The organism is Streptomyces sp. NPDC029164 (genome assembly GCF_055563995.1).
This window is the reverse complement of sequence record NZ_JBVHWW010000054.1, coordinates 21858-39848: the sequence shown is the minus strand read 5'-3', so window position 1 is coordinate 39848 and position 17991 is coordinate 21858. Positions and strand designations below refer to the sequence as shown.

Here is a 17991-nt window from a genome sequence, read left to right as displayed (position 1 = left end):
CCTCCCCCCCCCCCCCCCCCCCCCCCCCCTCCCCCCCCCCCCCCCCCCCCCCCCCCCCCCCCCCCCCCCCCCCCCCCCCCCCCCCCCCCACCCCCCCCCACCCCCCCCCCCCCCCCCCCCCCCCCCCCCCCCCCCCCCCCCCCGACCCTGATCGAGTTCACCTTCCGCTGGGTCAACCGCACATTCCCGGCCTAGGGCGGCGGAGGCGACGGCCTACGCGAGGCCCTCGGACCGGAGGCCGGTGAGGACGGCTTGGCCGAGGGCCTGGACGGCGGACTGGGGGCGGACCATGACCGTGAACTCCTTGACGCGGCCCTCCTCGTCGAACTGGAGCAGGTCGATGCCGTGGATCTGCTTGCCGTCCACCGTGGCGCGGAAGGCCAGGATCGCCGAGGGGGTCTCCGTGCCGTCGGTGCTCGTCTCGGCCGTGCCCTCGAAGCGGCCGACGTAGCGGAAGTCCTCGAAGATCCGCAGCAGGACCCCGAAGAGGCCCAGCACCATGGGGCGGCCCTCGAAGGGGGTGAACTTCACCGGGCTGTACAACCGGATGTCCTCGGTGAACAGGTCCTCCACCGCGGCGAGGTCGCGCTTCTCCACGGCTGCGCGGAAGCGTTCGGCGGTCTGCTGGTCCAGTTCCCTCATGGCCCCTCCTCATACTCATAAAATTGAGTAGTCATATTTGTGAGTATGATGCGGGGGAGGGCGAGGAAAGGGAAGGGGGCTGCCGCGATGGCCTTGAGACACGCCGTACTGGCGGCGCTGCTGGACGGCGAGTACAGCGGCTACGAACTGGCGAAGTCGTTCGACATCGGCGTCGCGAACTTCTGGCACGCCTCCCCCCAGCAGCTGTACGCCGAGCTGACCAAGCTGGAGAAGGACGGGCTGGTCGAGGGCCGCCAGGTGGTCCAGGAGAGCCGGCCCAACAAGCGCATGTTCCAGGTCACCGACGCCGGCCGCGCCGAGCTGGAGGACTTCGCCGCGGCCGCGTCGAAGCCCCTGGTCATCCGCGACGACCTCCTCGTCAAGGTCCAGAACGCCGACCGGATCGGCACCGCGCCCGTGATCGGACAGCTCGAAGAGCGGGCGGCCGCGGCCGAGGCCAAGATCGAGCTCCTCGGCAGGGTGCTGCGCAAGATGCGCGGCGACATGGACGAGGAGGAGTACCTGGTCCGCGGCGAGCGCATCGGCGGGTACCTGACCGGCCTGCGCGGCATCGCCTTCGAACAGGGCCACCGCGACTGGTGCCGCCGCAGTGCGGCCGTCTTGAGGGAGAGGCTGAACCGTGCCGAACGGTGAGTACCTGCGCTACGTCGCCCTGGGCGACAGCCAGACCGAAGGCCTCGGCGACGGGGACGACACGGCGGGCCTGCGCGGCTTCGCCGACCGCCTCGCCGGGCACCTCACGGCCGTCAACCCCGGCCTCCAATACGCCAACCTGGCCGTACGGGGACGCCTCGCCGGCCAGGTCCGCGCCGAACAGCTGGGCGCCGCCCTGGCGTTGCGCCCCGACCTGGCCACCGTCGTCGCCGGGGTCAACGACATCCTCCGGCCCCGGTTCGACGCCGCGGAGGTCGCCGCGCAGCTGGAGGAGATGTTCACCGCGCTCACGGACGCCGGCACCCACGTGGCGACCGTGACCTTCCCCGACCTGGGCGGGGTCGTGCCCCTGGCCCGGCCCCTCTCGCCCCGCATAGCCGACCTCAACGACCGTATCCGCGCCGCGGCCGCCCGCCACGGGGTCACCGTCGCCGAGACCGCCCGGCCGGCCGCCGTGGCCGACCCGCGGATGTGGACCACGGACCGCCTGCACGCCAGCGCCGTCGGCCACGCACGGATCGCCGCGGCCCTCGCCCACGCCCTCCACCTGCCCGGCAGCGACGACAGCTGGACGCACCCGCTGCCGCCGCAGGCCGCCGCTCCGCCCGGATCGGCCCTGGCGGCCGAACTGCGCTGGTTCGCCACTTTCCTCGGCCCTTGGCTGGGCCGTCGGCTGCGCGGCCGCTCCTCCGGGGACGGCCGCACCGCCAAGCGCCCCCAGCTGCTGCCGCTGAGCGCGACGCCCCTCGAAACCCGCTGAACCAGCCGGTTGTGCCCGGCCGTCTCCCAGCGCGGCGCCGCTGCCGGGGCTCCGCCCCGGACCCCGCGCCTCAAACGCCGGCGGGGCTGGAGTTGCCGGTTGGGCCCGGGTCGGGTGTGTGTCGGGGTGATCCCCGCAGGGCGCCGAACACAACAAGGCTCCGCTCTCCGACCCCTCGACGCGTTCGGCGCCCGAGGAGACGCCCCGGCGCGCGCCCGGCCCCGGCACAACCGGCCCCCCGCCCGCCCGGGTCCGGCGCAACCGGCCAACCCGAAGCCCGGCCCGAGCGGCGCAGCCAACCGGCGCCCGGCCCCGGCACAACCGGCCCACAGCCTGCCGACCCGCCGGAGGCAGTGGCGCGGCCGCTCAGTCGAACCAGCGGTCCCGCGCCAGTTCCGCCGTGCGCGACGGATCCTCCAGCAGCGCCGCCACCTCGAAGCGGCGCGGCCACTGGCCCGCCGCCCACGCGAGACCGGCCGCTACGCCCTCCAGCGTGGACGCGTGGAGGGTGCCGTCGGGGGTGCGGCGCCAGTCGAGTTCCGTGCCGCCCGCGACCAGCTCCTCGTGCTCCACGTACGTCACCGGGGTGGCCGGGCCCAGCAGCACGCGCACCGACTCCGGTACCTCGTGCACCTCACCCGGCGTCGTCACCTCCGCCGGGACCGTCTCCGACAGGCGCCGCACCTGGAGCAGCTCCGCGAGGTCCGCCGCGCGCGACGGCGGCACCGGCAGCAGCGGGAGCCCCGCCGTCAGCGGCAGCAGGTCCGGGGCGTCCGCGATCACGGCGTCGGCCGCGTCCACCACCCGGACCTCGCCGTCCACCACCGCGCGCAGCTCGTCCGGCAGGGTGACCTGCTCGGGGTCCAGATCGGCCAGCGCCCCGTACAGGCCGTGCAGTTGCCGGCCCGTCACCTCGCGCTCCGGGTCGGCGAGCCGGGCCAGCAGCTCGGCCGCGCCGCCGGGCTCGTCCAGCAGGGCCGGCACGGTGGTCCGTACGCCCAGCGCCCGCAGGACCTGCTCGTCCTCGAAGCCCGTGGCGTCCGCCGGGGTGTAGAGGCCCGCCAGCAGCGGGTCGCCGCCCGCCGCGCGCAGACCCGCCGGGCGGCGGCCGTCGAGCACCGGGTGGTCGCGCAGCCACCACGCGGTGTACGAGCGCACGGACTGCGTGGTGCCGTCCGGCAGCAGCACCCGTACGGGCTGGGTCAGCGCGTCGCGCAGCGGCGGCTGCGCGAGCATCGCCAGGGCCTGCGGCCAGCAGTCGTCGTCGACCAGGTCGAGGTCCCGTACGGCGACCAGCTCGGTCGCCACCGGCGGCACCGGGGTGTCCGGCAGCTGGTCCAGCAGGTCCTCGCACCACACGTCCACCGCGTCCAGCAGTCCCGCGTCGTCGGGCTCGGCGAAGTCCCCTTCGCGGGGTTCCAGTTCGTCCGGGTCGAGGACGACGTCGGTGGCGCGCACCAGCTGGAACGTCGCCAGCACCCCGCAGGCGGTGAGCGGGCCCTCGCCCCACCGCTGCGCCAGCTCGGCGTCCACGTACGGGACCTCGTCCTCGCGGATCACCGAGGCGAGCGCCGAGCCCGGCAGCAGCAGTTCGCCCGCCGGGACCAGTTCGCCGTCCTCGTCGGGCAGGGCCAGCGCGCCCAGCCAGGGCTCGTCGCCCGGCGCCAGATCGGCGTCGCGGGCCAGCCCCAGGACCACCTCGGCCAGTTCGTCGGCGTCCAGGGTGTCCGCGTCCTCGTCCCAGACCTCCCCGGCGTCGAGGGAGCCGGCGACGGCGGCCCGCACCTGCGGGGTCGTCAGCACGGCCCGGGCGGTGGCCGGCAGGGCCCCGAGCTTCTCCAGCAGCGGGTGCGCCGCGTCCGGGTGGGCCACCTTCAGCCCCAGCCGGGCCAGGTCCGCCGGGGTGTCCGCGTACGGGAGCAGGACGTGGCGCGGCCCGATCGTCGTGCGGCCGTCGGCGAGCGGCACGGGCAGCCCGGACAGCCGGTCGGGGTCCACGCCGGCGAGGCTGTCGTAGAGCCGGTGCCACCACTCGGGGGTCCGCTCGATGCCCGCGATCCGCTCGATGGCATCGCCCAGCGGGAGCCGGCCCACGCCCAGGGTGCGCAGTTCGGCGCGGCGCTCCAGGCCCGCCGGCAGCAGCGTCGGCAGGACCTCGGCGAGGACGCGTACGGTGTCGGCGCCCGCGCCCTCCACCACCTCGGCCTCGAAGGGGCGCAGGGCCGCGCGCTCCTCCGCGTGCTCGGGCGGTGCGGCCGGCGCGAGGAAGGCGATACGGGGGAGCCGCTGGAGCACGGCGTGGCGCAGGGCCCCGTCCAGCTCGCCCTTGCCGAGCGGGCCGGGGACCAGGTCGACGAGGGCGGTGCTCACCGGGTCCCAGGCGCCGAGGAGTTCGGCGTACGCGTCGGCCGCGCGCTCCACGAGGAAGTCGGTCAGCGGTCCCGGGGCGGGGTGCCGGCGGGTGGTGTCCAGCGGCAGGGTCGCGATGAGCAGGGCCGGGATGCCCAGCGGCTCGTCGGTGGGGGTCGGCGCGTGCACGACGGGCGCCGTGGCCGGGCGCAGCGGGGCGCCTTCGGAGTCGACGGGCACGGCCCAGGACACCGCCCAGGCGGGCCGCAGCCGTTCCTCGACGGGCCGGTCGGCGAGCAGGGCGCGCTCGATGGGGCCGCCGTGGCGGACGGTGCGCCAGCGGCTGGTGTGCGTGCCGGACGCGGTGGTGTCCTCGATGACGGTGTACGGGCCCTCGTCGCGCCGGTACAGGGCGCGGGAGCCGCCGGAGGGGGTTTCCACCACGACCTCGCGCAGCCCGGGCAGGGTGAGCAGCAGGGCGTCGTCGATGCCCGCCAGCAGTCGCTCCACGAGGTCCTCGGCGGCGGCGTCGCGCAGCGGGAGGACCACGACGGTGTCGTAGCCGTCGGGGGCGGTGCCCTCGGCGGGCAACGGGAGCCGCAGCAGCGGGACGTGGCCGTCGCGGCGGCGCAGTTCGTCGCCGAGGCCGGGGCTGCCGACGGCGGCGTCCCGGGCCAGTTCGCGGGCCTCGGCCAGAGACCAGCGGACGCCGCCGTGCCGGCCGAGCACCGCGGGCTCGTCGGAGACGGCGAGGACGGCCGCGAAGCCGACGCCGAAGCGGCCGACGCTGTCACCGGAGGGCTCCCGCTTGGCGGAGGCGCGCAGGGTGCTCAGCGACTCCACGCCCGTCGCGTCGAGCGGGGCCCCGGTGTTGGCGACGGCCAGCAGAGCGTGGCCGTTCTGGCCCTCGTGCAGGGTGAGCCGCAGCCGGCCGGGCACCTTGGCCCGGGCCGCGGCGTCGGCGGCGTTCTGCGCCAGCTCGATGACGAGCCGGTCCCGGTAGCCGCCGAGTGCGAGGTCCTCCTCGGCGTTGGCGTCCTCGCGGAACCGGGCCGGGCCGGCGCCCCAGGCGTCGAGCACCCCGCGCCGCAGCCGGGCCGTGCCGAAGGGGTCCACGCCGCTCTGTGCCGCCGTCACTCGCACGCTCACGCCGCTGCCTCCACGCTGTGCTGCCGTCAAGAGTTGCCCGCCGGAGTTGCCCTCCGGACCCCTGAAGGTATCGCGTACGGAACTACGCCTTGCCCGTGAGGTGCGCGAACACGACGACGTTGGCATGGCAGTGGCGGTCCGGGGTGAGCTGCCGCCGCAGGTGATCAGGCGGAGTTCCGCCCTGCCGTGCGTGTCCCCGTAGGCCTTCTCCTCGTACCAGGCCGCGTCCCGCGGCTTGGCGAAGTCGGGCTCCCGCATGACGCCCTGGGGGCGAGGCCGACGGCGTCGAGCGGGGCGTCCACGCCGATGCGGGGGATCCTGATGCGGTCCGCCCCGGCGGAGGCGGAGGGGTGGCGGACTCAGGCCGTCGCTTGTCGCTTGTCGTGCGTCGCTCCGGACGCCGGGCCACGGGAGGGAGTGGCCCGGCATCGCGGGGGCGGCCGGCAGCTCGCGGACCGTCCGCACCGGGTCAAACGGCGAGGGCGGTCCACCGACGATCAGCTGACGAGCGCGAACCGGTGGTGACCTGGGGCGACAGTAGGCCGCGCCCCCTCGGTCGGACCAACTTCCCCCACCCGCCCGCGATCTTCGAATGGCCTGATCTCGTCGGTGGATTGAACGGCCCGCCCACCGGCCGGGCTCTTCCGTACCCTGCACCGGATGCCCGCCCGCGGGGGCAACCGGAACGCGGACCTTCCGTCCGCTTGAGCTCGGACGCTGGCCGAAACCGCGCGCGGGAGACCGGGAACGCCGAGGCCCCCGGCGACTTCACGTCACCGGGGGCCTCGGAACCGATCGGTACGGACCGTCAGAGCTTCTCGATCACGTAGTCGATGCAGGCCGTCAGCTTCTGCACGTCGGCCGGGTCGATCGCCGGGAACATCGCGACGCGCAGCTGGTTGCGGCCCAGCTTGCGGTACGGCTCGGTGTCCACGATCCCGTTGGCGCGCAGCACCTTGGCGACGGCCGCCGCGTCGATGTCGTCCGAGAAGTCGATCGTGCCGATGACGGACGAGCGCTTGTCGGCGTCCACGACGAAGGGGGTCGCGTACTTCGACGCCTCCGCCCAGCCGTACAGGTTGCGCGCGCTGGCCGCCGTACGGCCGGTGGTGAACCGCAGGCCGCCCTGGCTGTTCATCCACTCCAGCTGCTGGTCCAGCAGGAAGAGGGTGGCCAGCGCCGGGGTGTTGTACGTCTGGTTCTTCAGCGAGTTGTCGATCGCCGTCGGCAGCGAGAAGAACTCCGGGATGTGCCGGCCCGACGCGTGCACGCGGGCGGCGCGCTCCAGGGCGGCCGGGGAGAACGCGGCCAGCCACAGGCCGCCGTCCGAGGCGAAGGACTTCTGCGGGGCGAAGTAGTAGACGTCCGTCTCGGTGATGTCCACCGGCAGACCCCCGGCGCCCGAGGTCGCGTCCACCAGGACGAGTGAACCGGCGTCGGCACCCGCGACGCGCTTGACCGGCGCGGCGACACCCGTCGAGGTCTCGTTGTGCGTGTACGCGTACACGTCCACGCCCGCCTCGGCCACCGGCTCCGGGTGCGTGCCCGGCTCCGAGGAGATCACGGAGGGCTCGTCCAGCCACGGCGCGAGCTTCGCGGCCTTGGCGAACTTGGAGGAGAACTCACCGAAGGTGAGGTGCTGGGACTTCCGCTCGATCAGACCGGCGGTCGCGATGTCCCAGAAGGCGGTGGAGCCGCCGTTGCCCAGGATCACCTCGTACCCCTCGGGGAGGGAGAAGAGGTCCCGGATGCCCTGCCGCACCGAGCCGACCAGGTTCTTGACCGGGGCCTGGCGGTGGGAGGTTCCGAGCAGGGAGGTACCGGTGGCGGCGAGGGCGTCCAGCGCCTCGGTCCGCACCTTGGAGGGGCCCGCGCCGAAGCGTCCGTCGGCGGGCTTGATGTCAGCGGGAATCTGGATCTCGGCCACGAGCGGAGCGTATCCGGTCCCGGTCCACGCCTCGGAGGCGCGTCCACCCGATGAGACGCGGCCGGACGGTGCGAGGGTGGTGCCGTGACGTCACCCGGGGAACTCGAACGGACATTGCGGGCGGAGCTGCGCGGCGAGGTGGACTTCGGGGCCGCCGCCCGGGCACTGACGACCATGGACGCCTCCAACTACCGGCGCGTCCCCGTCGGCGTGGTCGCTCCGCGCGACGCCGAGGACGTGGCGGCCGCCCTCCGCGTGTGCGCCGAGGCCGGGGTTCCCGTCGTCCCGCGCGGCGGCGGCACCTCCATCGCCGGCCAGGCCACCGGCACCGGAGTGGTCCTCGACCTCACCCGGCACATGAACGCCCTGGTGTCGGTGGACCCGGCCGCGCGCACCGCCGTGGTCCAGCCCGGCCTCGTACTCGACCGGCTGCGGGACGCGGTGCGCCCGTACGGACTGACCTTCGGGCCGGACCCCTCCACGCACTCCCGCTGCACCCTCGGCGGCATGATCGGCAACAACGCGTGCGGAGCCCACTCGGTGGCCTGGGGCACCACCGCGGACAACGTGGCCGAGCTGGCGGTGACGGCGTACGGGGGCGCCGCGCACCGGATCGGCACGGGCTGGTCGGGGGCGCCGAAAGGGCTGCGGGAACTGGTCGACGGGAACCTCGCCCTCCTGCGCACCGGGATGGGCGGCGGCTTCTCGCGGCGGATCTCCGGCTACGGCGGACTGGACGCGCTGCTGCCCGAGCGCGGGGTGCAGCCGGCGCGCGCCTTCTGCGGGAGCGAGGGCACGCTCGGGGTGGTGACCGAGGCCGTCGTGCGCCTGGTGGAGGCGCCGCGCGCACCGGTCCTGGCCGTCCTCGGGTACGCCGACGAGAGCGCGGCCGCGGACGCGGCCGCCGGGCTGCTCCCGTACCGGCCGCTGACGGTGGAGGGGATGGCCGAGGACCTGGTGCGCGGGGCGGCGGGACTGCCGCGGGGCCGGGCCTGGCTGTTCGTGGAGATGTGGGACGAGGCCGCGGCGCGGGAACTCGTCCGGGGCGCCGACGCCCTCGACGCGGTCGTGGTCTGCGACCCGGCGGGCCGGCGAGCCCTGTGGCGGATCCGGGAGGACGCGGCGGGCACCGCGACCCGGCTGCCGGGAGGGGAGATGGCCTGGCCGGGATGGGAGGACTGCGCGGTGCCGCCGGCCCGGCTGGGCGCGTACCTGCGGGAGTTCCGCGCGCTGCTGGCGGCACACGGGCTGCGCGGATCCCCGTACGGGCACTTCGGCGAGGGCTGTGTGCACGTACGCATCGACTTCGACCTCGTCTCGGCGGCCGGGGTGGCCCGCTTCCGGGCCTTCTCCGGCGAACTGGCCGACCTGGTCGTCGCGCACGGCGGCTCGCTGTCGGGGGAGCACGGCGACGGACAGGCGCGCGCCGAACTGCTGCCGCGCATGTACGGGCCGGAGGTGATCCGGCTGTTCGGCGCGTACAAGGACGTGTGGGATCCGGCCGGCGGGATGAACCCGGGGATGCTGGTCCGGCCCGCACGGCTCGACGAGAACCTCCGCTTCGCGGTGCTGCCGGCCACGCCGTTCGCCGGTGAGGTCGCGCGGTGCGTCGGGGTCGCGAAGTGCCGCACCGCGGACGCCGGCGGCGGGCCGGGGGCGATGTGTCCCTCGTACCGGGCCACGGGCGAGGAACGGCACTCCACGCGCGGCCGGGCCCGGCTGCTGCACGAGATGCTGGCGGGGGAGATCGTGCGGGACGGCTGGCGCTCGGCGGAGGTCGCCGAGGCCCTGGACCTGTGCCTGGGCTGCAAGGGCTGCCTCAGCGACTGCCCGGTGGGTGTGGACATGGCCACGTACAAGTCGCAGTTCCTGCACCACCACTGGGCGGGGCGCATCCGCCCGCTCGCCCACTACGTCCTGGGCGGCCTCCCGGCCTGGCTCCGCCTGATCACCCGGGTGCGGGGGGCGAGAGCCGCGAATGCGCTGGCCCGCCTGGTGCCCGTCCCGGGCCTGGCCCGGCAGCGCCCCATGCCGGCCCTGGCGGCCGAGCCGTTCAGCCGCTCTGCGTCAGCCCCGCCGGCGTTTGAGGCGCGGGTCCGGGCAGAGCCCGGAAGCGGCCCGCAGGGCACCGCACCCACGGCCACCACGGCCACCCCCACCGTCACGCTCTGGCCCGACACCTTCACGGAGTACCTCGCCCCCGAGGCCGGCCGCGCAGCGGTACGGGTCCTGCAGGCGGCCGGCCTGACGGTGACGGTCCCCCGCGGCGGAACGGTCTGCTGCGCCCTGACCTACATCTCCACCGGCCGCCTCGACCGCGCCCGCAAGGTCCTCCAGCGCACCCTGACCGCCATCGGCGACGCCCCGGCACCCGTGGTGGTGCTGGAACCCAGCTGCGCCGCGGCCCTCCGCACGGACCTCCCCGCCCTCCTCCCCGACGACCCCCGCGCGGCCCGCCTGGCGGCAGCCGTCCGCACCTTCGCCGAGGCCCTGGAGGAGTACGCCCCGCACTGGCGGCCGCCCCGCCTCGACCGCGCGGTGGCCGGGCAGACCCACTGCCACCAGCACGCGGTGCTCGGCGACGCGGCGGACCGGCGGCTGCGCGAGCGCGCCGGCCTCGTGGGCGAGCTCAGCGGCGGCTGCTGCGGTCTGGCCGGGAACTTCGGCTTCGAGCCGGGCCACCACGAGGTGTCGGTGGCCTGCGCGGAGGAACAGCTGCTCCCGGCGCTGCGCGCGGCCGGTCCGGACGCCCTGGTCCAGGCGGACGGCTTCTCGTGCCGCACCCAGATCGCCCAGCTCGGCGGGGTCCCGGCCCGCCACCTGGCGGAACTCCTGGCGGAGGGCCTGACGGCGGACCTGTAAGGCAAGACCTGTAAGGCAAGACACGGCTAGACACTCCTTACGGAACGCGTAATCTGGATAAATGCCCGCACCTTCCGCATCCCCCTCCTCCTCGCCCTCGCCGGCCGCCGCGGCGGCCCCCGCCGCCGTACCGGCCCCGCTGCCCGCCGAGGGCCGCGGCCGCGGTCTCGGGCCGGTCGCGCTGGTGATCTCGGCGGGAATCTCGGTGCAGTTCGGCGCCGCCCTCGCGGTCATGATCATGCCGAGGGCGGGCGCGGCGGGCGTGGTCACCCTGCGCCTCGCGGCCGCCGCGGTCGTGCTGCTGCTCCTGTGCCGGCCCAAGGTGCGCGGCCACTCCCGCTCCGACTGGGGCACGGTGCTCGCCTTCGGCGTCGCCATGGCCGGCATGAACGGGCTCTTCTACCAGGCCATCGACCGGATCCCGCTCGGCCCGGCCGTCACCCTGGAGGTGCTCGGGCCGCTCGCGCTGTCCGTCCTCGTCTCCCGGCGCCTGGTGAACCTCCTGTGGGCCGGCCTCGCCCTCGGCGGCGTGGTCCTGCTCTCCGGACACGGCGGGGGCGGCCTCGGCTTCGGCTCGCTCGATCCGCTGGGCGCGGCCTACGCCCTCGGGGCGGGCGCGATGTGGGCGGCGTACATCGTGTTCAGCGCGCGTACGGGCCGCCGCTTCCCGCAGGCGGACGGCCTGGCCCTGGCGATGGCGGTGGCCGCGGTCCTCTCGCTGCCGCTGGGCATCGCCGGCGCGGGCACGGACCTGCTGGTCCCGAGCACCCTCGCGCTGGGCCTCGGCGTGGCCGTACTGTCCTCCGTCCTGCCGTACACGCTGGAAATGCTCGCCCTGCGGCGGATGCCGGCCCCGACCTTCGCGATCCTGATGAGCCTGGAGCCGGCCATCGCCGCCACCGCGGGCTTCCTCGTCCTGAACCAGGCCATGTCCGCCGTGGACGCCCTGGCCATCGCCCTCGTGATCGCGGCCAGCATGGGCGCGGTCCGTTCCCAGATCCGGAAGCAGCCCGCCTGATGGACGTCGTCACCTACCTGGCCGGGGCCCCCGAGGCCCGCCGCCCCGCCCTCACCCGCCTGCGGGAACTGTGCCTGGCGGAACTGACGGGCTTCGAGGAGGTCATCGCGTACGGGATGCCCGCCTACGTGCGGCCCGGCGAGACCGTCGGGGAGATCGCCTGGGCGAACCAGAAGCAGTACATCTCCTTCTATCTGCTGCGCACGGACGTACGGGACGCCTTCGAGGACCGGCTGGCCGCCCACGACATGGGCAAGGCCTGCCTCCGCTTCCGTAACCCGGCCAAGGTCGACTTCGACCTTTTGCGCGACCTCCTCCGCGCCACGGCGCGGGCCGCGCCGGGCCAGGTCTGCTGAGGGTGTCCCGAGTGCAACCGGGCGGGCACTCCCTGCGTCGTTGCTGACGCGTACGCCCGCCCCGCCGGCCGCGGGGGACCGGCCGGGCGGGTGTACGTCTCAGCCGAGCGGCAGGTCCAGGTAGGAGGGCGTCGCCTCGGGCGAGGTGAACGCCAGCGTCGCGCGCGGCAGGTTGGCGTCGCCGTAGAACGGGTCGCGGGCGTCGATCACCAGCATCAGGCGGTGACCGCGCGGTACGTCGTACGCCGTCGCCTGGAGGTCGATGTCCGCGCTGACCAGGCTGTCGGGCGGGGAGTCGGCATCGGTGTACGGGGCGTGCGTGACGATGTGGGCCGTGCCGTCGGGGGCCGCGTCGAGGAGGTACGCGACGAAGGTGGAGCCGGGGTTCGCCGCCCGGTAGGTGACGCGCAGCCGGGGCGTGCCGCGCAGCCGGACGGTCTCCGCGGCCGGGTCCGCTTCCCATACGGCGGCGAGGGTGCGGTCGATGTCGTCGGTCGGGTAGATCTTCGGGCGGCCGGCGATCTCGTCGTATCCGGACTCGACGACCTTGTCGGCGACGGTCGCCGGGGTGTCCACCCCGCACACGACGGTCGCGGTCCAGCCGGCCTGCGGCTCCTCGGCCAGTTCCCCGTCGTCGGCCAGGTGCAGCCGTTGCACGCTCTCGGTGAGGGAGGGCCAGCTGGGGCGGGGTTCGAGGGTCTTGCTCCACATGACCTCGCCGAGCACCTGGCCTTCGGCGCCGATGCCGTTGTCGATGCCCTTGAGGTGGTGGTCGAACCAGCGGTGGGCGTCCGTCCAGATCCGGTTCGGCAGGCCGAGCATGCCGGTCATCTCGGGCCCGGAGTGGTCGCCGATGGAGACGGCGAGGCGTTTGGGGCCGGTCAGCTCGTTGAACATCTTCAGGGTCTGGTTGGGCGGGAAGAGCGTCTCGTGCCAGGCGTGCGAGAAGAAGACCGGCACTTGGCGGCGGTTGAGCTCCTTGATGTGGCTGAAGGGCGAGCGGGTCTCCGCCCAGCGCAGCGTGCCGGGGATGTCGCGGTTGCCGAGGACGTTGTCGAAGACGCTGTGCGTCTGCGGGCTCAGCCGTGCCTTCGCGGCCGCCTTGAGCAGGGCCCGTACGGCGGCGACGTGGCGGGTGGAGTTCTCGTAGAACGCCTCCCCGAGGTCGCCCCAGGTGCTGAGCGCGACCACGGCGTCGACGCGGGTGTCGTGCGCGGCGACCAGCTGGCTGATGCCGGAGCCGTACGAGTCCCCGAGGAAGCCGATCTTCGTCACGGGGCCGGAGCTGCGCTCGATGAGGTGGTCCAGGGCCCGGCTGCCGTCGGCGACGTCGAGCGGGCCGGCCACGTCGGCCTGGCCCTCGGAGCCGGCGAAGCCGCGGGCGGAGTAGGCGAGGACGTTGTAGCCGCGGGCCGCGAACAGGCTGGCCTGGACGGCGTACGGCAGCCAGCCCAGGCTGGTCCAGGGCGAGGGCATGACGATCACCGGGCGCGGCTGGGCCCCGGTGTGCCGCCAGAGCGCGGCGTCGAGGAGGTCCCCGTCGGCGCCGGTCACCTTGCCGCGGGTGAACACGGCGAGGGAGCGGACCTCGGCGACCTCCGCGGCGCGGGCGGGGGCGAGGCCGGTGACATCGCCGCTCTCCAGGGCGGCGACGAAGGCGCTGAGGGCGGTGGCGTCGAGTTCGGGATAGAGGGAGAAGGGGGGTTGGGCGGCTGGAGTCACGTCAGTCCATCCTCTTCGTCGTGGATCCAAAGCGGATCGAACGGGGATCGAATGCGGATCGAACGTGGTGCGCGCGCCCGGGCCCGGAGCGGAACGTTCAGTATCGACGGGACATCCGGTGACGTATCGCGAGTTTCCGGCTTACGGCCTGAATCGCCCCCTCCGCGCCCGGCGGCCGCCGCCCGGTGGGACCTGCGGTCGGCGGGGCGACGGGACAACCCCCTTTCCGCCGTGCCGGTTTGGGGTGGGTGGCGGGAAGGCGCCGCCTTCACAGAAAATCATGCAAGCGTGCTTGATTGTTTTCTTGGGTGCTGCCAGTCTTCCCTCACGCCGAGAGGGGAGCGCACCGTGCCCGATCCGTCCGCCGTCGACGCAGCCGTCGCCGTCTTCGCAGATCTGCGCGAGGAGGGCCGCGAACTCGAAGCCCTCGTCCGGGAGTTGCCGGATCCCGACTGGACCCTGCCGACCCCCGCGCCCGGCTGGAGCATCGCCCACCAGATCGCCCACCTGCACTGGACCGACCGCGCCTCCCTGCTCGCCCTCACCGACGCCACCGGCTTCGGCGTCATGGTCGAGGAGGCGCTGAAGGCCCCCGACTCCTTCGTCGACGAGGGCGCGGAAGAGGGCGCGGCGCTGCCGCCCGCCGAACTGCTCGCCCGCTGGCGGGCCACGCGGGCCGCCCTCGACGGGGCGCTCACCGCGGCCTCGCCCGACACCCGGTTCCCCTGGTACGGGCCGCCGATGAAGGCCGCCTCCATGGCGAGCGCCCGGCTGATGGAGACCTGGGCGCACGGCCAGGACGTCGCCGACGCGCTCGGCGTGCGCCGCACCCCCACCGCCCGGCTGCGGCACGTGGCGCGGATCGGCGTACGGGCCCGCGACTACGCCTACGCCGTACGCGCACTGCCCGCGCCCGCCGAGGAGTTCCGGGTCGAGCTGATCACCCCCGACGGCGCCGGGGTGTGGACGTACGGGCCGGCGGACGCCCCGCAGCGGATCACCGGCCCGGCGCTCGACTTCTGCCTCCTGGTGACCCAGCGGGCCCACCGCGCCGACCTGGCCCTCACCGCGGCCGGCCCCGACGCGGACCGCTGGCTGGACATCGCCCAGGCCTTCGCGGGCCCGGCGGGCGCGGGGCGCGAGCCGGGGGCCGCCCGGTGACCCCCCGGCCCCCCGCCGACCGCCCGCTGCGGATCGGCAACGCGTCCGGCTTCTACGGCGACCGCTTCGACGCCCTGCGCGAGATGCTGACCGGCGGCCCGCTCGACGTGCTGACCGGGGACTACCTCGCCGAGCTGACCATGCTGATCCTCGGCCGCGACCGCCTGAAGAACCCGGACCTCGGCTACGCCAAGACCTTCCTGCGCCAGCTGGAGGAGGGGCTCGGGCTCGCGCACGAGCGGGGCGTACGCATCGTCGCGAACGCGGGAGGCCTCAACCCGGCCGGACTCGCCGACGCCGTACGGGCCCTGGCGGCCAAAGTGGGCGTCCCCGTCACCGTGGCCCACGTCGAAGGGGACGACCTCACCCCGCACGAGGACGGGGCGCTGACCGCCAACGCCTACCTCGGGGGCGCCGGCATCACCGCCTGCCTGCGGGCCGGCGCGGACGTGGTCGTGACCGGCCGGGTCACGGACGCGGCACTCGTCAGCGGCCCGGCGGCCTGGTGGTTCGACTGGGCCCCGGACGACCACGACAGGCTGGCGGGGGCGGTGGTCGCCGGCCACGTCCTGGAGTGCGGAACCCAGGCCACCGGCGGCAACTACGCGTTCTTCACCGCGCACGACGTCCGCCGCCCCGGGTTCCCGCTCGCGGAGATCTCCGCCGACGGCTCGGCGGTCATCACCAAACACCCCGGCACGGGCGGGATCGTCTCGATCGGCACCGTCACCGCCCAACTCCTCTACGAGACCCAGGGCGTGCGCTACCTCGGCCCCGACGTCACCGCCCGCCTGGACACGGTCCACCTCGCCGAGGACGGACCCGACCGCGTCCGCATCTCCGGCGTACTCGGCGAACCCCCGCCGCCCACCCTCAAGGTGGGCGTCACCCGCATCGGCGGCTGGCGCAACGAGATCGTCTTCGTCCTGACCGGCCTGGACATCGAAGCGAAGGCGGCCCTGGTCCGCACACAGCTCTCCGACGCCCTGGAGGGCGTGGCCACCGCCGACTGGACCCTCGCCCGCACGGACCACGAGGACGCCCCGACGGAGGAGACGGCCAGCGCCCTGCTGCGGCTGGTGGTCCGCGACCCGTCCCCGGACCGGGTGGGCCGCGCCCTGACCTCGACGGCCATCGAACTGGCCCTGGGCAGCTACCCGGGCTTCCACGTCACCACCCCGCCGGGCCCGGCCCAGCCGTACGGCACCTTCACATCGACCCTGACCCTGGCGGAGTCCGTCCCCCACGTGGCCGTCCTCCCGGACGGCACCCGCCTGCCGGTATCCGCTGCGCGGAGCCTTTCCCCCACCGCGCCCCGTCCCGGTCTTTCAGCCCCTCCGGCGTTTGAGGCGCTGGGGGCACCGCCAGCGGCAGCTGGGGGAGCGTCCGGGGGCGGAGCCCCCGAAGGGCCCACCAGCCGCGCCCCCCTCGGGGCACTGGCCGGGGCCCGCAGCGGAGACAAGGGCGGCGACGCCAACGTCGGGGTGTGGGTCGAATCGGCCGCGGCCTGGGACTGGCTCCACCACACCCTCACGGTGGAGGTCTTCCAGGAGCTGCTCCCCGAAGCCCGGGAGCTGCCCGTCATCCGGCACGCGCTCCCGAACCTCCGTGCCCTGAACTTCGAAATCCCCCGCATCCTCGGCGCCGGCGTCGCCTCCGGCCACCGCTTCGACCCCCAGGCCAAGGCCCTCGGCGAATGGCTCCGCGCCCGTCACCTGGACATCCCGACCCACCTGCTGCCCGAGACCGCCCCGGAGGGGACCGGCCCATGACCCGCCTCCGCACCACCGTCGACCCGCACGCCCTCGAGCACGCGCAGGCCCGTACCGCCACCCTGGAACGCCTCGCCGCCCTCGACGCCGAGCACGCGAAGGCCCTCCAGGGCGGCGGCGAGAAGTACACGGCCCGCCACAAGCAGCGCGGCAAGCTCCTGGCCCGCGAGCGCGTCGAGCTGCTCCTCGACCCGGACACCCCGTTCCTGGAGCTGTCCCCGCTGGCCGCCTGGGGCAGCGATTACCCCGTCGGCGCCTCCATGGTCACCGGCATCGGCACGGTCGAGGGCGTCGAGTGCCTGGTCACCGCCAACGACCCCACCGTCCGCGGCGGCGCCTCCAACCCCTGGACCCTCAAGAAGGCCCTGCGGGCCAACGAGATCGCCCGGCAGAACCACCTGCCCTGCATCAGCCTCGTCGAGTCCGGCGGCGCCGATCTCCCCTCCCAGAAGGAGATCTTCATCCCGGGCGGCGCCATCTTCCGTGACCTCACCCGGCTCTCGGCCGCTGGCGTTCCCACCGTCGCGGTCGTCTTCGGCAACTCCACCGCCGGAGGCGCGTACATCCCCGGCATGTCCGACCACACCATCATGATCAAGGACCGTTCGAAGGTGTTCCTCGGCGGTCCGCCGCTGGTCAAGATGGCCACCGGCGAGGAGAGCGACGACGAGTCCCTCGGCGGGGCGGACATGCACGCCCGCACCTCCGGCCTCGCCGACTACTACGCCCTCGACGAGTACGACGCCATCCGCCAGGCCCGCCGCGTCGTCGCCCGGCTGAACCACCGCAAGCCCCACGCCGATCCGGCCCCGGCGCAGGAGCCGAAGTACGATGCCGAGGAACTCCTCGGCATCGTCCCGCCCGACCTCAAGACGCCCTTCGACCCGCGCGAGGTCATCGCCCGCATCGTCGACGCCTCCGACTTCGACGAGTTCAAGCCGCTCTACGGCACCAGCCTCGTCACCGGCTGGGCCACCCTCCACGGCTATCCGGTCGGCATCCTCGCCAACGCACAGGGCGTGCTGTTCAGCGCCGAGTCGCAGAAGGCCGCCCAGTTCATCCAGCTCGCCAACCAGCGCGACATCCCGCTGCTCTTCCTCCACAACACCACCGGATACATGGTCGGCAAGGAGTACGAGCAGGGCGGCATCATCAAGCACGGCTCGATGATGATCAACGCCGTCTCCAACTCGAAGGTCCCGCACCTGTCCGTGCTCATCGGCGCGAGCTACGGCGCCGGCCACTACGGCATGTGCGGTCGCGCCTACGAGCCCCGCTTCCTCTTCGCCTGGCCCAGCGCCAAGTCCGCCGTCATGGGGCCCCAGCAGCTCGCCGGTGTGCTCTCCATCGTGTCCCGGCAGTCCGCCGCCGCGAAGGGGCTGCCCTACGACGAGGAGGCCGACGCCGGGATGCGCGCCTTCGTCGAGGCGCAGATCGAGTCCGAGTCCCTGCCGATGTTCCTGTCCGGGCGGCTGTACGACGACGGGGTCATCGACCCGCGCGACACCCGCACCGTCCTCGGCCTGTGCCTGTCGGCCGTCCACAACGCCCCCGTCGAGGGCGCCCGTGGCGGCTTCGGCGTCTTCCGGATGTGAGCC

12 protein-coding genes are annotated in these 17991 nt (G+C 74.5%); 8 read left to right on the top strand and 4 right to left on the bottom strand.

Annotated elements, in window-relative coordinates:
- Window positions 1–213: 213 nt before the first annotated feature.
- Window positions 214–642 (bottom strand): nuclear transport factor 2 family protein, encoded by a 429-nt coding sequence (locus tag ACZ4VT_RS34840; RefSeq protein ID WP_467955396.1) that lies wholly within the window; start codon window positions 640–642, stop codon window positions 214–216.
- An 87-nt stretch (window positions 643–729) separates the two neighbouring features.
- Between ACZ4VT_RS34840 and ACZ4VT_RS34835 the strand changes: the two genes are divergently transcribed.
- Window positions 730–1296, top strand: coding sequence for a PadR family transcriptional regulator (locus ACZ4VT_RS34835; protein ID WP_467955395.1), 567 nt, complete (start codon window positions 730–732; stop codon window positions 1294–1296).
- Window positions 1283–2077, top strand: coding sequence for an SGNH/GDSL hydrolase family protein (locus ACZ4VT_RS34830; RefSeq protein ID WP_467955394.1), 795 nt, complete (start codon window positions 1283–1285; stop codon window positions 2075–2077). The genes ACZ4VT_RS34835 and ACZ4VT_RS34830 overlap by 14 nt, the downstream gene beginning before the upstream one ends.
- A 366-nt stretch (window positions 2078–2443) precedes the next feature.
- Here ACZ4VT_RS34830 and ACZ4VT_RS34825 read toward each other — a convergent pair whose 3' ends face one another.
- Both ACZ4VT_RS34825 and serC read right to left on the bottom strand, forming a co-directional pair.
- Complete coding sequence (locus tag ACZ4VT_RS34825) at window positions 2444–5575, bottom strand: sacsin N-terminal ATP-binding-like domain-containing protein (RefSeq protein ID WP_467955393.1); 3132 nt, start codon at window positions 5573–5575, stop codon at window positions 2444–2446.
- 808 nt (window positions 5576–6383) lie between these two features.
- A complete protein-coding gene (gene serC, locus ACZ4VT_RS34820; RefSeq protein WP_467955392.1) occupies window positions 6384–7502 on the bottom strand; it encodes a phosphoserine transaminase in 1119 nt (372 codons plus the stop codon).
- A gap of 174 nt (window positions 7503–7676) precedes the next feature.
- Between serC and ACZ4VT_RS34815 the strand changes: the two genes are divergently transcribed.
- The 3 genes from ACZ4VT_RS34815 (at window position 7677) to ACZ4VT_RS34805 (ending at window position 11738) form a co-directional block, all read left to right on the top strand.
- Window positions 7677–10364 carry an FAD-binding and (Fe-S)-binding domain-containing protein gene (locus ACZ4VT_RS34815; RefSeq protein ID WP_467955400.1) on the top strand — a complete coding sequence of 896 codons (2688 nt, stop codon included), beginning with the start codon at window positions 7677–7679 and terminating at the stop codon, window positions 10362–10364.
- 61 nt (window positions 10365–10425) lie between these two features.
- Complete coding sequence (locus ACZ4VT_RS34810) at window positions 10426–11382, top strand: EamA family transporter (protein ID WP_467955391.1); 957 nt, start codon at window positions 10426–10428, stop codon at window positions 11380–11382.
- On the top strand, window positions 11382–11738 hold the full coding sequence (locus tag ACZ4VT_RS34805; protein ID WP_467955390.1) for a DUF1801 domain-containing protein: 357 nt from the start codon (window positions 11382–11384) through the stop codon (window positions 11736–11738). Before ACZ4VT_RS34810 ends, ACZ4VT_RS34805 begins: the two co-directional genes overlap by 1 nt.
- Before the next feature lie 99 nt (window positions 11739–11837).
- Here the strand turns inward: ACZ4VT_RS34805 and ACZ4VT_RS34800 are convergent, their stop codons facing one another.
- Window positions 11838–13460: a CocE/NonD family hydrolase gene (locus tag ACZ4VT_RS34800; protein ID WP_467955389.1), complete on the bottom strand. Its 1623-nt coding sequence runs from the start codon at window positions 13458–13460 to the stop codon at window positions 11838–11840.
- Between the two features lie 348 nt (window positions 13461–13808).
- Between ACZ4VT_RS34800 and ACZ4VT_RS34795 the strand changes: the two genes are divergently transcribed.
- The 3 genes from ACZ4VT_RS34795 to ACZ4VT_RS34785 all read left to right on the top strand — a co-directional run bounded on the left by ACZ4VT_RS34795 (window position 13809) and on the right by ACZ4VT_RS34785 (window position 17988).
- Window positions 13809–14621 (top strand): TIGR03084 family metal-binding protein, encoded by an 813-nt coding sequence (locus ACZ4VT_RS34795; RefSeq protein WP_467955388.1) that lies wholly within the window; start codon window positions 13809–13811, stop codon window positions 14619–14621.
- Window positions 14622–14704: 83 nt separating this feature from the next.
- Window positions 14705–16393, top strand: a complete 1689-nt coding sequence (locus ACZ4VT_RS34790) for an acyclic terpene utilization AtuA family protein (protein WP_467955399.1) — start codon at window positions 14705–14707, stop codon at window positions 16391–16393.
- The gene (locus tag ACZ4VT_RS34785; protein ID WP_467955387.1) at window positions 16390–17988 is read left to right on the top strand and encodes an acyl-CoA carboxylase subunit beta; all 1599 of its coding nucleotides are present in this window, start codon (window positions 16390–16392) and stop codon (window positions 17986–17988) included. Before ACZ4VT_RS34790 ends, ACZ4VT_RS34785 begins: the two co-directional genes overlap by 4 nt.
- The last annotated feature ends 3 nt before the right edge of the window (window positions 17989–17991 follow it).